Origin of the sequence: Streptosporangium sp. NPDC049078 (assembly GCF_040648855.1) — a bacterium.
Taxonomy (GTDB): domain Bacteria; phylum Actinomycetota; class Actinomycetes; order Streptosporangiales; family Streptosporangiaceae; genus Streptosporangium.
Map to the genome: position 1 here is coordinate 67811 of NZ_JBEZEL010000008.1, position 15005 is coordinate 82815.

Consider the following 15005-nt stretch of genomic DNA (forward strand, 5'->3'; position numbering starts at 1 on the left):
CCGTACGTCGGGTGGCTCACAGCCGCCGGGCACGGTCGGTGTGGGGGACGGTAGCACCGGGCTTGTGAACACGGCCAATGACACGGCGAGCATCGAGAGGTGGCGAAGCATCGGTTACTCCGCGGGGGGTGCGGCCATGACGCCCGGAACACGGCTGGTGCTTGACATTCGATTCACTCCCCTTGAACGAGGTCACTTACCCAGAGCGATGACGAGGAAGAAGAGCACGATCAGCACGGCCACCGCCACGACCGCCCACTTCACTTCTCCTCCCGAACCTGCCGAGGTGGCCGGCACCGGAGGCGTGGCAGTGATCGGGGCCGGTGTCACGGCCGACTCGCCCGTCGGCCAGGGCTTCTTGATGAAGCCGTCCACGTTGACGTAGAGCCGCTCCCCGATGACCATCCTCGGCCACACCGCGGCCGCCTCTCGGAGCCGTTCCCGCACACCGGGCGGCGGCAGGGTACGGCTGCACTCGATGAGCGTGTCGGCGAGGGCCGACGGCATGACCCTTCGGAGGACCACCGGATCCGGCTGCCAGGTTTCGACCGTCTCCTGGACGCAGCGCACCACCGCCCAGGCGAACTTGTAGTGGTCCGAGGTCACGTCGAAGGCCACCCCACGCCGCTCCACCGGAAGCTTCCACTGTTCCGGGTCGACGGGAGGCATCGCGCCCTCACCCATGAGCGGCACGCAGGAGTCGCAGTCGAGGAGGTACACCTTGGGGCGCGGATCGATCGTGAAGACGGCGTTGCGCAATTGCAGATCCCCGACCGCGTACCCGTGTTGGTGCAGCCAGGTGACGGTGTCCAGCAGCTCACCGAGTACGGCCAGCTTGTACGGCGGCTCGTAGTAGGCCTTCTTCACCTCGTACCGTTGCGCGATCCGCCTCGCACGGTCCGGGCTCCGGGTGAGCTCGTCGAGGTGGCGCGGGGTCTCGGTCGCCTCACCCGAGCCGGAGGTCCGCTGTTCGAACATCGACCTTTCGGCGAGCCTGATCAGGATGCCCTCGGCCCTGGCGGGCGTGCCGACGACGGCGATCGGCCAGGCGCACCTCTCGTCCAGCACCGTACGCTCCTCGTCCGGGAGCTCCCTGCGCCAGCGGATCATGGAATGCAGCGCGGGGACGCGCACCTCGTCGGCGGTCTCGGACTTGTACCTCTTGAACAGGTAGGTGCGCCGGTCGGGGGCGATGCAGAGCCGCAGTCCGTCCGTCTGCCCTCCGTCGCGGAGCGCCGGCCCCTCCCCGGTGAATGTCAGCTCGCCGACGTGGACGATCATCGGAAGATCCGTCACGGCACGGCCGTATCGTGGCGTCCGGCCCAGATCGCGACCACCGTCCGGTCGTCGTCGAAGGTGGAGAGGCGGAAGTCGACCTCCCGGACGAAGTCGACCAGGCTCGGCGGGGTGCGCCAGGTGTGGGACAGGCGCTGGGCCAGCGGGGTCCGGCCGCCCGCGACGCCCGCGGCGAAGCCGTCGCTGCTGAGCACCAGCAGGTCACCCGCGCGCCACGAGAACATCTGGACCTGGATGTCGGCGAGGTCGCCCGGGATCGCCGCCGTCACGTTGTCGCCTCCTCCCTCGCCCGCCAACGCCTGCCACCGGCCGCCGGTGACGAGGATGGCCGGGGAGTCGCCGACGGCGGCGCACACGGCTTGCCCCTCTCCCTGCGATGGGAGGACGGCCACGGTCAGAGTGGTCCCGGGCCGTGCGGAAGGGGTGCGTTCGGTATTGGTGCCCGGCCGCGGCGAGCCCAGGGACTCGGTGGTCCGCCGGACCGTGTCGGACACGTGGGCGAGCACGGATTTCCAGTCCCAGCTCTGCGGGCGTTCGCCGGACCGCAACGCGGAGTCGATCCCGTCCAGCGCGGCCCTGACGGCGACCGTGGACGCGATCTCCGCGTGTCGCGCGCTGCCCAGGCCGTCGGCCACGACCGCGATGACCCAGCGCTCGTCGCCGCTGAGCCGCACGCCGTACGCGTCCTGCCGGGTCTCGCCGCGGAAGCTGTGCGTGCGGCCCCGTACCGTGGCGGCGCGCACCGTCGTGCCCTTGACCAGGCCTCCGTCGAGTGCAAGCCCGGCATCGGCCGAGGTGGTGCTCCAGGGCAGGTGTACGGCGATCCGCCTGGGCTCGGGACCGACGACCACGCGGGTGTCCTGCGTGACAACGGACTGCGGTGCGTCGGGGGGCGCCACGTGCGGCCGCCTCCCTCCACGCGCGGCGGTCGTCGCGGGACGCCAGCCGAGGAGGTAGAGCGCGGTGAACGTTGCAGCCCCGCCCAGCAACAGGGCCAGGATCGTCTGTGCCAGAGGGAACCCGGACGACGTCGACACGTTGTCGCCCGCCCAGTCCCTCGCCACGTCGGCCGGTTTCTTCCCGTTGTTCCTCACCTCGGTGAGCAGATGGTCGACGACCTGCGGGGTGAGTCCGTCCGTCACCTCCTGGAGCACCCGCTCGGCCTCAGGAGCCCTCTCGGCGACCTGGTCGCCGGCGAACACGCTCAGCGTCCGGGGAGGCAGGATGTTGTCCGGGTCTTCGAGCGGGACGAGGTCCCCCTTCTTCGAGCCGGCCGGGACGATCGCGCCTCCCGTGAAACCGGACTGTGTCAGGGCGGCGGCGTCGAAGTCCGCCTGACCGCTGACGGCGAGTCCCCGGTCGGTCAGTGCCCGGTTGAACACGCTGAACTCCGGCGGGACCAGGACAGTGACGCGGGTCGTATCGTTCTGGTACTTCTGCGCGAATTCGGCAACCGTCCGGACGTCCCGCTGCAGCGAGGGGGACACGGCAAGCACCGCGCGGCTCTGGATCGCCGTCCTGCTCACGAGGGTGTGCCCGGGGAGGGCTGTGCGGAGTCGCCGGTCGTCCGGCGTCGACGGGGCCGGCGACGCGGCCATGAGCACGTCGAGGTCGTAGTCGATGGCGATCCGTGCGTCGCCCGGCTGCTTCGTGTAGTCCGCGATCTCGGCCACCTTCTTGGCGACGCCGTCGACGCCGGCCCGGTCGAGCGCGGCGGCGTAGATCTCGGCGACGAGCTGTTCACGCTCTCCCGCCCGAGCGTTGACGATGATCTGCCGTCCCGAGTCGCCGGAGCCGCTGCAGCCGGCGACGGCGAACCCGATGACGAGGGTGGCGACCGCGCTGGTACGGACCCGGCCCGGTGGGCCCATCAGGAGCCTCCGCACGGGAGCCGGCGCATGCCGGCCGGAATCGGGATCACGAAGTCGGAATTCCTGATCGAGCTGCCGATGCTGTCCTGGACCGCCTGGGCTATCGCCGCTACCACCTTGACCGCCTGGATCGACTCGTCCGCGACGTACGCCAACGGGTTGTTCCGGAAGGATGTCGCCACCTGGCAGAGGGTCTGCTCGGTGACCTGGCCGAAGCCCATCGCCGTGATGTGCGGGCGGTGCGGGAACGCGGGGTCGGTCAGCCTGGCACGGGCGGGCAACCAGACCTCGGCAGGCTGGCGGCCTTTTCCGACGAAGGGCTCGCCGTCGGTGATGAAGAAGACCACCGGGGCCTTGAGCTGGTACTGCCCGGCCAGGCGGGCGCAGTCGGCCTGGATGAGCTGCCGCAGGGTCAGGAACACCTGCTCGTAATTGGTCTGACCACCCTTGGGCAGCGCGGGGATGTTGCTCGCGTCACAGGGCCGGGTGAGCGGGAGCACCACGTCGGCCCTGTCGTGGAAGGCCACGATGGACACGTGCGCGGCCTCGCTCACCCCCGGATCACCGGCCTCGAGCTGAAAGAGCAGCTCCCCGACACAGTTGGAAAGGATGTCGAACGGAGTCTGCCTGCCGTCCTCGCGGGGGGCGTGCATCGAGTGGGACACGTCGCACGTGATGTAGAAGGGAAATGCCCTTGGAAGGGCATAATTGTAGGTGGGCTCCGGAGAATGCGACACGGCGACTACTCTCCTCAAGATCGCTGACGCGGACGGCCCGAGGTGCGCGATACGGGCCCCCTCACTCCATTAGATACGCCGTGAAGGCCTCAGCATTACTCATTTTCGGGAATTAATAGCTGCGGCACGGTGACAGGCTCCGACAACGCCGGTCTGCAGGGTCGAGAGCCGGCGCGGTTCGTCGTTTTTCGTCGATGATCCATTCCAGGTCGAGCGCCGGGCCGGGGCGCACGCCAGGACCGAAACGCAGCAGAAACGCGCAGAACTCCCGAGGCGGAGGCGCATCGATCACTTCTTCAAGCGCTGACCTCGGCTGCCGATGGAGTAATCGTCAAGGAATCGGCGATCTGGGTGAGTTCTTCACCCGGCGCGCGCAAGCCGACCTTTGATCGCATGATATTTCCTCGGTACTCCCACGCCGGGTCCGGAATAGCGATCTGTAACGCGAGGGGATTCGCCGGTTCACTGGCCAGAGCCTTTGAAGGCAGGGATGGCCTTTGCCGTCCGTGCAGAATGTTGCCCCGTGATCCCGGGTTTCGGCGGCGTCGGAAGCAGCGAGCGCGGGCAACTGTTCCTGTCGCGGGTGCGAGGTGGGTGGCGCCTGTCTCCGCTGCCGCAGATGATCCAGGCTGGGCGCCTCCATGCACGACGAAGCGGCGGAACCTTGCTTCCATCACCGCAGATGCCCGCGCGCTGGGGGATACCCTGGCGGCTCTGGTGGCCCCCGCGTCGCGTACCGTCTGGTGGTACTTCCCGGAAGGGCCGACCTCCGAGGTGGAAGGCTTCACCTGCCCTCTCGGTGCGGAGCCTTCCATCCGTAATCTGCTGGGCACCTCACGGATGCTCGAGTCTGTGGGTGCCATCGCGGTCTTCGGGGAGTGGCGTTCGGCCTGTCAGGTGCGGTCGTGGAGAGTGATCTGGTAACCGTCGGGGTCGGCGAAGGTGAATGTCCGGCCGAAGGGGCCGTCGATCGGCGCGGAGACGATGGTGTGCCCGTCGGCGACGAGAGCGTCGTGAATGGCCTGGACGTCTGTGGCGTGGAACCAGATCGCGGCACCGATGCCGGGCTGAGCGACGGATGCGAGATCGGTGCCGGGAACGACGTCGCGGAGTGCGAACGCGATCGGCTTGGTCTCGAAGACGACGGCGTGCGGAGGTCCGGCCTGTGAGCGGACAAGGCCGAGGTACCGCTCGTAGAACGCCTGCGAAGCGTCGAGGTCACGCGCTTGCAGCGAGATGAAGTCGGGGCCGGTGGCGGGCATGGTGATGCTCCTCTTTTTCGTGTCAGCATTCTGACACGGGCCAACCTATGTCAGAATGCTGACATGAGTCAAAACGGTGCCGGCATCGACCTGGACAAATCACTGGGCTACCTGCTGAAAGAGGCGTCGAGCGCCCTGCGCGCAGCCATGGAGGAGGTGCTGCGGCCGCTCGGGATGAGCGTGACGCGCTACTCCTGCCTCGAACTGCTGGCTCAACGACCGGGCTTGTCGAACTCCGAGCTCGCGCGGGGCGCGTTCGTGACACGGCAGTCGATGAACGTGCTGCTCCAGGCCCTGGAACGAGAGGGCTACGTGACCAGGCCCGCGGAGGCGCCTGTCGGGAAGGTTCTTCCCACGCGGCTCACGCCTCGCGGCCGGCGGAGCCTCGAGAAGGCGACCGTAGCGGTCCGGTCCGTCGAGGTCAGAATGCTGGCCGGTATGACCGAGACCGAGCAGTCAGAGGCGTTCCGGATCCTGCAGAGCATGATCCATTCCCTGCGCGATGACAACGACGGCTCATAGCTCCTTCCCCGGCGCACGTCTCATCGCGCGCATGGGGGGTGCGTCCGAGCGTGAAAAACGTGCGGACAGATGAGCGACGCGGTGGCCTGGCGTGAAGGGACTCACGTGGGGAGCAGGGCCAGCAGGTTGGCGGGGAAGTTCGCGAAGTCGTCGGGGCGGATGGCGCGCAGGACGGTCGCGGCGAGCACCGGGTCGTGCTGGATCATGAGGATGGCGGTGTTCGGCTGGCTGAAGAATTGCACGGTCATGGACAGCAGCTCGGTGTCACCCGAGGAGTAGACCTTGGCGGGATAGTACTTTCCGCTTCTCGACTGGTTCAGCGGCGTGTAGTACGCCTCGAACGCCGGCATGGCACCGATGTCGAAGGCGGGTTCCGGCTTGTCCGCGTTGGGATAGATGTTAATGAGTCGAGGGCCCACCATGCGCATCCTGAGGATCTGCTGCAGGCGCACCCATTCGACCACGGGAAGGTAGAACTCGACCTGGTGCCCGATCTCGTGCACCACCGTCGAGAGCTCGTCCATCACCGAAAGACGCACCTTGTTGCCCACCCGTGCGGCGTTCGCCCGGTACTGCCTCACCCGGGTGCCGATCCAGAACCGGCCGGGTTCAACGGTGTCCTCGGTGACCTCGATGTTCGACACGTGCTTCTCGGGGGGCCTGCGCGACGGCTGCACGAGGGCGGCATAGATGAGCATGCCGGTCGGCGTGTCCTTGTAGAACCGTTCGACGTGCTTGTTGAAGTGCTTCTGGGCCTTGCACGCGTCGGTGACCCTGATGTTGGGCAGAGTGCCGCCCTGGGCGCCGGAGCCGACGGCGAGCTTGTTGGCGTACATGGCCTGGACCACCGCGAGGTTCTCCAGGGCCTGGATCAGCGCCGTCCTCTGGGTCGGGGTGGGATCGTTGGGCGTGTGCACCGCGTGGAGGACCTGCTCGGCGGCCTCCACCAGGGGGTCCTTGAGCGAGCCCGGCGCGTGGTTCTGGATGAGGACCTTCAGGTCGGCGGGGACGTCCGCGTGGTTCAGGTAGAGCCGCCGCTCGCACACGACGACGTACGAGTCGAAGCGCGCGCGCACCGCCGCGTTCACCCGCGTGTTCTCGTCCTCGTCGGCGACGATGTTGTTGGCCCTCGCGTAGGAGGTGGTCGCTCTGATGGCGACCATGGACACGTAGGACAAGACCGAGCACCCGCCGACCAGGGGGGAGCACGCGTGCATCGCCGCGTCGACGTGGTTGTTCAGGACCGTCAGCGCGGGCCCGGCGAGCGTGTCGAGCCGGGGGTCCGCGACCGCCGCGCAGAAATCCGTGACCGCGGCGGTGCACACCGCGTTCTGCGTGATCCCGGCCTCCTTGACGTGGTCTTCCAGGCGCGTCAGCAGCAGTTGGAAGACGGTCGGCGCGATCGCGTCCGGGTCGCAGTTCGTGGTGGAACGGTCCCCGCGCATGCCGCTGTCGGGGGAAGGCTGGGCGGGAAACATGGTGGACCCTTTCGGGAGGGGGCGGTGGTGAGCCGGGGATCAGATCATCGCCAAAAACGGAAATGATATTTCAGCGGAAAGGGTGACTTGTGAAGCTTAAGCCGATCGTGTCGGCTCGACAATTGGCCCTCGCGGTTTGTCCGTATTCTGGCTTTTAATCAGAAAATTGCATTTAATGCCACCTTGAAGCTTTTGGGGGGATGAGGTTCTTCCACGTCACGCCCGGCTCTCAAGCATGTCCTCGAAAAGCGGGTGGCATCTCCACATCGCCCTCGCCGAGGGAGGGGCACAGAGAAAGGTCCGTTCGCCGCGAAGAACGCGGGACGAAACCGCGCGGGCGATGTCGCGTGCGGCTTCCGCCTGTGGTGCGGACCTGGCTGAAAGTTTCAGCCTTGACGTGCGCGGATGCCTGCCCGCGCTCCGGGCGCTGGTCGGCTCGCTCTGCCCGGTTTTATGGTGACGATCCCGAACCTCCGGCCTCTTGCGAGAGGGACACCATGGAACTCAGCGTTCGTCGTCCTGCCCAGGTTCTGCGCCTCGCCCTCGTCGTCGCCCTGGCGTTGACCGTCGGCGCGGTGCTGTTCGCTCCCGCCGCGCTCGCCGCCACCTTTCGCTCGGCTACGTCCTCGGGCTGGGGCCCCAGCCCGGCGGCGGGGAAAAGCGCCGCGGAGAACAACGCCCGCGCCGAGTTGAACCAGCAGGCCGCCGCGGCGGGCGAGGTCTGCTCGGGCGTGTCCGTCACCACCAGGCACCTCTACACCGCGCCCGACGGTTCGGCGTGGATCTACGAGGCGACCGCGTCGGGCAACTGCGAGGTCCCCTCGTCCACGCCGCCGCCGTCGTACACCGTGCCGCGCACCGAGACCCAGCAGGCCGGTGGCGCGAGCCCGTCCGTCGCCGTCGCGAACGGCTCGCAGGCCGCCCGCGCGGCACTCCTGGCGGCGGGCCAGGCGTGCACGGGCTACAGCACGACGTCGTCGCTGGTCTACTCCGCGCCCGGCGGCGCGTGGTGGATCTACAACGTCACCGTCTCGGCCACCTGCACCCACTGACCGGCGGTTCCCGCCACGGCTCGGCCTTCGCCCGGTGGTGGATGGCCGGGCCGTGGTGGATTGAGGGACGGTGGCCCCAATCCCACGTGCGCGCGCTTCGCGCTGCCACGCCCGCCCGCTGCCTGATCCCTACCGCCGGTAAAGGTTTCCCTCTTTGGTAGCGCTATGTATTGACCAGATAACCACACATAAGCATAATCTCCGTCATGCAAGCACAAATTTCCACAGAAGTGGGCAGGCATGCTGCCCGCTGAGCGGCATGCGCGGATCGGGGAGGCGCTGCGCACCTCCCGTGTCGTCAGTACCGACGACCTCGCGCAGGAGCTCGGCGTGTCGGCGGAGACGATCCGCCGCGACTTCGTGGTGCTTGAGCGCCAGGGCAGGCTGTCCCGCGTCCACGGGGGCGCGACGATCGCGCTCGGGCAGGTCGGCGGCGAGGAGGCCCCGTTCGCCGAGCGCACCGGGACCGCCGCGGACGCGAAGACCCGCATCGGACGTGCCGCCGCCGCCCTGGTGCGTCCCGGCCAGACCGTGGTGATCGACGTGGGGACCACCGCCGTCCAGGTGGCGCGGGCCCTGTCACTGGACTTCACCGGAATCGTGGCCACCTGTTCCCTGCTGGTCGCCGCCGAGCTCTCCGAGCGGCCCGGCATCGAGGTTCTCGTCTGCGGGGGCCGGTTGCGGACCGGAGACCTCGCGCTCTCCGGTCCGGTGGCCCAGACGTTCTTCACGGACCTGAACCCGGACATCGCGTTCCTCGGGTCGGGGGGCGTCGACGCCGCGGCCGGTCTGACCGACTACCACCTGGATGAGATCGCGGTGCGAAAGATCATCCTCAGGAACGCGGCGCGCTCGTACGTGCTGGCCGACTCCGGCAAGTTCGGCCTGGTCGCCCGGCACCGGGTCGCCGAGGTGGGCGAGTTCACCGGCCTCGTCACCGAGGCGGAACCACCGTCCGCCATCCAGGACACGTTCACCCGCAAAGGCGGGGTGATCGTGCTTTCTTGAACGTTCCCGGCCGTTGAAAGAGCCGGGCGGCGCGGCAACGCCACCCGGCTTCGGACGACCGCACCGATGCACCCTCTGACAGGAAACACAGGAGTTGGGAATCCATGACCCATTATTCACCACCTGCGGCTGAGAGCCGGGGATCTTCCTCCGATGTCACGGAATTCGGCTACAAGCAGGCGATGAAGCGAGGTACGGGGCGTTTCGCCTCGTTCGCCGTGGCGTTCGCCTTCGTCTCGATCGCCACCGGCATCTTCACCACGTACGGTTCGGTGCTGAACAGCTCGGGACCGGCGGGCATCTGGACCTGGCCGCTCGTGATCATCGGTCAGCTCGCCGTCGCGTTCATCTTCGGCTCGCTGGCCGCGCGCATCCCGGTGACCGGCTACTCCTACCAGTGGATGTCCCGGCTGGCCAACCCCGTACTCGGCTGGATCATCGGCTGGGTCTCGTTCTCGTTCCTCGGCGTCGTGGTCGTGGCGGTCGACTACACCATCGCCTCCACCGTGATGCCCGTGCTGCTCGGCTACGAGGGCAACGCGATGAACGCCTGGGCGATCACCGGCGTGGTCATCCTGAGCCAGGCGCTGCTGGTCGGCCTCTCCACCAAGTGGACCGAGCGGGTCAACAACTTCGCGGTGACGGCCGAGTTGATCGGCATGATCGCACTCGTCCTGCTGCTGCTGATCGTGGGGTTCGTCGCGAAGGAACTGAACTTCGCCAACCTGTTCAGCACCGGCGCCGTCCCCTCCGAGGGCTACCTCAGCATGGGCACGCTCACCTCGGCCGGGCCGTGGATGCTGGGCTTCCTGCTCGGCGCGTTCACCATCGTCGGTTTCGAGTCGGCGGCCAACCTCGCCGAGGAGACCAAGGACCCGGCCCGTGTCGTCCCCCGCGCCATGTGGCAGGCGGTGCTGGCCTCCGGTGTGCTCGGCTTCCTGTTCCTGGTCGCGGTCACCCTGCTCGCCGGTGACCCGATCGAGCTGGCCAAGTCCGGCACCCCGGTCGCGGACGTGATCAGCCGGTCGCTCGGCCCCGTCGTGGGTACGGGGCTGCTCGTGCTGGTGGTCATCGCGATCTTCGCCTGCGGCATGGTGATCATGATGACCGGCGTCCGCCTGGTCTGGGCGATGTCCCGCGACCAGCGCTTCCCCGGCTGGCAGGGCCTGCACAAGGTCTCCCCCCGCTTCGGCACCCCGCTGAACGCCACCGTCTTCATGCTCGTCGTCGGCGAGCTGATCCTGGCGATCTTCTCCACCCGGACCGACGCCCTGTTCGGCCTGTTCGCCGCCGCCACCCTGCTGCCGGCGATCATCTACACGGGCACCGTCATCATGTACGTGGTCAAGCGCAGGTCGCTGCCGCCGAGCAAGGGCTTCGACCTGGGCCGCTGGGAGATCCCGGTGATCGTCGTCGCGCTGCTCTGGCTCGCCTTCGAACTGCTGCTCTTCCGTGACTCCTCGTTCGTGGAGTCGTGGGTCTACGTCCTCCTCATGCTCGCCATCGGCGCCGTGTACTTCGCCTACCTGCTGTTCACCAGGGGCGCCAAGGGCCTGGTGATGCCGAAGATGCAGTCCATCGACGCGGAGCTGACCGCCGACGCCCCGGGTACGGCCAAGGGCGGGCACACGGAGGGGGCGCACCGACGGTGACCACCGTACTGGCGATAGATCAGGGAACCTCCGGCACCAAGGCGATCGTCGTCGACGCCCGCGGTCAGGTGCTCGGCCTCGCCGAGCTCCCGGTCCGCCCCACCTACCTGCCGGGAGGCGGGGTCGAGCAGAACCCCCGGGAACTGCTCGACTCGGTGCTCGACGCCGGCCGTCAGGCCGTCGCGCGGGCCGGGGTACGGATCGACGCCGTCACACTGGCGAACCAGGGCGAGACCGTCCTGGCGTGGGATCCCGCCACGGGTGAGCCGCTCTCGGCCGCCGTCGTGTGGCAGGACCGCCGCTCGGAGAGCATCTGCGCGGAGCTGGGGGAGTACGGGGAGCGGATCGCCGCGACCACCGGGCTGGTCCTGGACCCCTACTTCTCCGCCCCGAAGATGGCCTGGCTACGCCGGAACGTGACGGAGCAGGGGGTGGTCACCACCTCCGACTCCTGGATCATCCACCACCTGACCGGGGAGTTCGTCACCGACGTCGCCACGGCCGGCCGGTCGCTGGTCACCCGGCTGGACGACGGCGAGTGGGATCGGGAACTGCTGGAGCTGTTCGGGCTCGGCGGCGAACGCCTGCCGCGCATCGTCGCCTGCGACGAGATGGTCGGCCACACCTCCGCCTTCGGCGGGAACGTCCCCGTCGGCGGACTCGTGGTCGACCAGCAGGCCGCCCTGCTCGCCGAGAACTGTCTCAGCGCGGGCGAGGCGAAGTGCACCTTCGGCACCGGCGCGTTCCTGCTGGCCAACACCGGCACCTCCGCCGTACGCTCCACCGCCCGCCTGGCCGCCTCGGTCGCCTGGCGGGTCCGGGGAGAGACCTCGTACTGCTTCGACGGCCAGGTCTACACGGCCGCCTCCGCCGTACGGTGGATCCAGGATCTCGGCTTCATCCGCGGCGCCGCCGACCTGGACACGGTCGCGGCGGCGGACGCAGAAGGGGTGCTGTGCGTGCCCGCGCTGGCCGGGCTGGCGGCGCCCTGGTGGCGTCCCGACGCCAAGGCCTCGTTCTCCGGGCTGACCCTCTCCACCGGTGCGGGGCACCTTGTGCTCGCCGTACTGCAGGGGATCGCGGCGCAGGTCGCCGAGCTCGGCGACCTCGTCGCCGCCGACCTCGGGCAGCCGCTGACCCGGCTGCGGGTGGACGGCGGGCTCACCCGCAGCGCGGTCCTGATGCAGTCGGTCGCCGACCTGACGCGGATCCCGATCGACGTCTACCCCTCCCAGCACGCCACCCCGATGGGGGCGGTGGCGCTGGCCCGCGCCGCGCTGGACCCGTCGCTCTCCCTGGCGGACGCGGTGGACCCGTGGGAGCCGAGCACCACCTACGAACCCCGGTGGTCCGCCGACCGGACGGCCGACTTCCGCTCCCGCTGGAAAGAGGCGGTCGCCGCCACCCTGCCCGGAGAGGGAGCACGGTGAACGGCACGTTCGACGTGGCGGTGATCGGCGCCGGTATCGTCGGCTCGGCCATCGCCAGGAAGCTGGCCGGCTACGAGCTGAGCGTCGCGCTGCTGGACGCGCGTGACGACGTCGGTGACGGCACGAGCAAGGCGAACACCGCCATCCTGCACACCGGTTTCGACGCCAGACCCGGCACCCTCGAATCCCGGCTGGTCCGCGAGGGCTACCACCTGCTGTCGGAGTACGCCGAGCGGACCGGCATCCCGGTCGAACGCACCGGGGCCCTGCTGGTGGCCTGGACCGTCGAGGAACTCGACGCGTTGCCGGGCCTGCGCCGCAAGGCGGAGCAGAACGGCTACGACCGGACGGAGATCGTCGGCCCCGAGGAGGTGTACCGGCAGCTGCCCCACCTCGGGGAGGGGGCACTGGGCGGCCTCACCGTGCCCGACGAGTCCATCATCTGCACCTGGACCACCAACCTCGCGCTGGCCACGGCCGCGGTCGGCCGCGGCGTGACGTTGCTGCTGAACCGGGCCGTCTCCTCGGTCGAGGACCTCGGCGACCACACGGTGCTGCGTACCTCCGGCGGGGAGGTACGGGCCCGCTGGGTGGTCAACGCGGCCGGACTCGGCGCCGACGTCGTCGACCGGCTGTTCGGCCACGACCGTTTCACGGTCACGCCACGCCGTGGCGAGCTGCTGGTCTACGACAAGGCGGCCCGCCCGATGGTCGACCGGATCGTGCTGCCGGTGCCCAGCTCGCGCGGCAAGGGCGTGCTGATCAGCCCCACCGTCTACGGCAACGTGCTGCTCGGCCCCACCGCCGAGGACCTCACGGACCGCACCGACACCGGGACCTCGGAGCAGGGACTGCGCTTCCTGCTGGACAAGGGCGAGAAGCTGATGCCCGACCTGCTGCGCGAGGAGGTCACCGCGACCTACGCCGGTCTGCGGGCCGCGAGCGACCACCCCGACTACCTCATCGAGGCCGACGCCGGGCGGCGCTACGTGCTGGTCGGCGGGATCCGCTCGACCGGCCTGACCGCAGGCATCGCCATCGCCGAGTACGTCGCCGAACTCGCCCGCGACGCCGGCCTGGCGCTCGTGCCACGGGAGAACCTGCCGGAACCGCCCCGGATGCCCAACCTCGGGGAGGCGTCCACCCGCCCGTACCAGGACGCCGCCCGGATCGCCGCCGACCCCGCCTACGGCCGGGTGGTGTGCTTCTGCGAACGGGTGACCGCCGGCGAGATCCGCGACACCTTCGCGTCGCCGATCCCACCGGCCACCCTGGAGGGGTTGCGCCGCCGTACCCGGGCGATGAACGGACGCTGCCAGGGATTCTTCTGCGGCGCCGAGGTCAAGAAGCTGCTTGAGGAGCACTGATGACACCGCCGACACCGCTGACACCCCCGGTGGGGGCCACGTCCGGCGACGTCACCGTCCTCACCCCGGCCGTCGTCGTCATCGGCGCCGGCCCCTCCGGACTGAGCGCCGCCCGCGCGCTCGCGCCGAAGGTCGACGGCGACGTCCTCGTCCTGGAACGGGAGAGCGCGGCCGGAGGCATCCCCCGGCACAGTGATCATCCCGGCTACGGGATCAGGGACATGAGACGCTTCATGAGCGGTCCCGCCTACGCCAGGAGACTTGTCCGGCAGGCCGAGGCCGCCGGCGCGAAGATCCTGACGAACGCCACCGTGACGAACTGGGCCGGGGAACGCGTGATCGAGGCCACCACCCCTGCGGGCCGCGTCCGCGTCGAGGCGCGGGCCGTCATCCTGGCCACCGGTGCCCGGGAGCGCCCCCGCCCGGCCCGGCTCATCCCCGGAGACCGGGCCCACGGCGTCTACACCACCGGGCACCTGCAGAACCTCGTCCACCTGCGGCACGGGAAGGTCGGCAAGAAGGCCGTTGTGGTCGGCGCCGAGCTGGTCAGCTGGTCGGCCGCGCTGACCCTGCGCGAAGCCGGTTGCCGGACCGTCCTGATGACCACCGAGTATCCCCGGCCGGACTCCTACTCCCTGTTCAGCGTTCCCGGCAGGATGCTCTTCCGGACCAGGGTCGCCACCCGCACCCGGGTGACGAAGGTGATCGGCCGGCCACAGCTGCGGGCCGTCGAGATCGAGGACCTCGACACCGGAAGGAGGCGGATCGTCGAGTGCGACACGCTCGTCCTCACCGGTGACTGGATCCCCGACCACGAGCTGGCCCGCGCCGCGGGGATCACCCTGGACCCGGGCACGAACGGCCCGCTCGTCGACAGCGCGCTCCGTACCGAGCGGCCGGGGGTGTTCGCGGTGGGCAATCTGCTGCATCCGGTGGACACCGCCGACATCGCGGCGATCGACGGCGCTCATGTGGCACGCTCCGTCATCGACTGGCTGGCCGGACGGAGCGCCCCGGCCGAACAGGTCCGTCTCGTCGCCGACGCGCCCTTCCGCTGGGTGGCGCCGGAGATCTTCCGTCCCGGAGACCCGGCCCCGGCCCGACGCCGCCTGCTGCTGTGGAGCGACCGCTACATCCCGTTCCCCCGGATCGTGCTCCGGCAGGGGGGGCGGGTCATCGCTCGCCGACGACTGTGGTGGCCCGCGGCCCCGGGACGGGTGTTCCGCATCCCGAGCGGCATCCTGAGCGCGGTCTCCCCGGAGGCGGGCCCCGTGCACATCGGGGTGGAGGGCTGACATCACCCTCCCGCCGTCCATCCGGCCGCACCGCT

General features: G+C 69.3%; 12 protein-coding genes. 7 read left to right on the forward strand and 5 right to left on the reverse strand.

Going from position 1 to position 15005, the window contains the following annotated elements; translation table 11 throughout:
• Positions 1 to 192 precede the first annotated feature (192 nt).
• From AB0B90_RS14965 to AB0B90_RS14980, 4 genes are all read right to left on the reverse strand, one after another.
• The gene (locus tag AB0B90_RS14965; protein WP_350949538.1) at positions 193 to 1296 is read right to left on the reverse strand and encodes a hypothetical protein; all 1104 of its coding nucleotides are present in this window, start codon (positions 1294 to 1296) and stop codon (positions 193 to 195) included.
• On the reverse strand, positions 1293 to 3167 hold the full coding sequence (locus AB0B90_RS14970; RefSeq protein ID WP_350949537.1) for a protein phosphatase 2C domain-containing protein: 1875 nt from the start codon (positions 3165 to 3167) through the stop codon (positions 1293 to 1295). The genes AB0B90_RS14965 and AB0B90_RS14970 overlap by 4 nt, the downstream gene beginning before the upstream one ends.
• Positions 3167 to 3832 carry a vWA domain-containing protein gene (locus AB0B90_RS14975; RefSeq protein ID WP_350949536.1) on the reverse strand — a complete coding sequence of 222 codons (666 nt, stop codon included), beginning with the start codon at positions 3830 to 3832 and terminating at the stop codon, positions 3167 to 3169. Before AB0B90_RS14975 ends, AB0B90_RS14970 begins: the two co-directional genes overlap by 1 nt.
• Before the next feature lie 965 nt (positions 3833 to 4797).
• A complete protein-coding gene (locus tag AB0B90_RS14980; RefSeq protein ID WP_350949535.1) occupies positions 4798 to 5166 on the reverse strand; it encodes a VOC family protein in 369 nt (122 codons plus the stop codon).
• Positions 5167 to 5229: 63 nt separating this feature from the next.
• Here AB0B90_RS14980 and AB0B90_RS14985 point away from each other — a divergent pair, with 63 nt between their 5' ends.
• Positions 5230 to 5688, forward strand: coding sequence for a MarR family transcriptional regulator (locus tag AB0B90_RS14985; protein WP_362922906.1), 459 nt, complete (start codon positions 5230 to 5232; stop codon positions 5686 to 5688).
• A gap of 101 nt (positions 5689 to 5789) precedes the next feature.
• On the opposite strand, the gene AB0B90_RS14990 is transcribed toward AB0B90_RS14985, so the two are convergent.
• Positions 5790 to 7166 carry a hypothetical protein gene (locus AB0B90_RS14990; RefSeq protein ID WP_350949533.1) on the reverse strand — a complete coding sequence of 459 codons (1377 nt, stop codon included), beginning with the start codon at positions 7164 to 7166 and terminating at the stop codon, positions 5790 to 5792.
• Positions 7167 to 7663: 497 nt separating this feature from the next.
• Here AB0B90_RS14990 and AB0B90_RS14995 point away from each other — a divergent pair, with 497 nt between their 5' ends.
• The 6 genes from AB0B90_RS14995 (at position 7664) to AB0B90_RS15020 (ending at position 14970) form a co-directional block, all read left to right on the forward strand.
• Positions 7664 to 8218 carry a hypothetical protein gene (locus AB0B90_RS14995; protein ID WP_350949532.1) on the forward strand — a complete coding sequence of 185 codons (555 nt, stop codon included), beginning with the start codon at positions 7664 to 7666 and terminating at the stop codon, positions 8216 to 8218.
• Between the two features lie 240 nt (positions 8219 to 8458).
• Entirely contained in the window at positions 8459 to 9226 is a 768-nt protein-coding gene (locus AB0B90_RS15000; RefSeq protein WP_350949531.1) for a DeoR/GlpR family DNA-binding transcription regulator, read from the forward strand.
• Between the two features lie 182 nt (positions 9227 to 9408).
• Complete coding sequence (locus AB0B90_RS15005; protein WP_350949530.1) at positions 9409 to 10878, forward strand: amino acid permease; 1470 nt, start codon at positions 9409 to 9411, stop codon at positions 10876 to 10878.
• Positions 10875 to 12308 (forward strand): FGGY family carbohydrate kinase, encoded by a 1434-nt coding sequence (locus AB0B90_RS15010; RefSeq protein ID WP_362922910.1) that lies wholly within the window; start codon positions 10875 to 10877, stop codon positions 12306 to 12308. The genes AB0B90_RS15005 and AB0B90_RS15010 overlap by 4 nt, the downstream gene beginning before the upstream one ends.
• Complete coding sequence (locus AB0B90_RS15015) at positions 12305 to 13675, forward strand: NAD(P)/FAD-dependent oxidoreductase (RefSeq protein ID WP_362922912.1); 1371 nt, start codon at positions 12305 to 12307, stop codon at positions 13673 to 13675. The genes AB0B90_RS15010 and AB0B90_RS15015 overlap by 4 nt, the downstream gene beginning before the upstream one ends.
• Complete coding sequence (locus tag AB0B90_RS15020) at positions 13675 to 14970, forward strand: NAD(P)/FAD-dependent oxidoreductase (protein ID WP_362922914.1); 1296 nt, start codon at positions 13675 to 13677, stop codon at positions 14968 to 14970. The genes AB0B90_RS15015 and AB0B90_RS15020 overlap by 1 nt, the downstream gene beginning before the upstream one ends.
• Positions 14971 to 15005: the final 35 nt, after the last annotated feature.

Bases quoted from the DNA above. Each gene is read 5' to 3' on its own strand.
- AB0B90_RS14970 (WP_350949537.1), bottom strand. From the start codon at position 3,167: ATGGGCCCACCGGGCCGGGTCCGTACCAGCGCGGTCGCCACCCTCGTC.
- AB0B90_RS14980 (WP_350949535.1), bottom strand. From the start codon at position 5,166: ATGCCCGCCACCGGCCCCGACTTCATCTCGCTGCAAGCGCGTGACCTC.
- AB0B90_RS14985 (WP_362922906.1), top strand. From the start codon at position 5,230: ATGAGTCAAAACGGTGCCGGCATCGACCTGGACAAATCACTGGGCTAC.
- AB0B90_RS14990 (WP_350949533.1), bottom strand. From the start codon at position 7,166: ATGTTTCCCGCCCAGCCTTCCCCCGACAGCGGCATGCGCGGGGACCGT.
- AB0B90_RS14995 (WP_350949532.1), top strand. From the start codon at position 7,664: ATGGAACTCAGCGTTCGTCGTCCTGCCCAGGTTCTGCGCCTCGCCCTC.
- AB0B90_RS15000 (WP_350949531.1), top strand. From the start codon at position 8,459: ATGCTGCCCGCTGAGCGGCATGCGCGGATCGGGGAGGCGCTGCGCACC.
- AB0B90_RS15005 (WP_350949530.1), top strand. From the start codon at position 9,409: ATGAAGCGAGGTACGGGGCGTTTCGCCTCGTTCGCCGTGGCGTTCGCC.
- AB0B90_RS15020 (WP_362922914.1), top strand. From the start codon at position 13,675: ATGACACCGCCGACACCGCTGACACCCCCGGTGGGGGCCACGTCCGGC.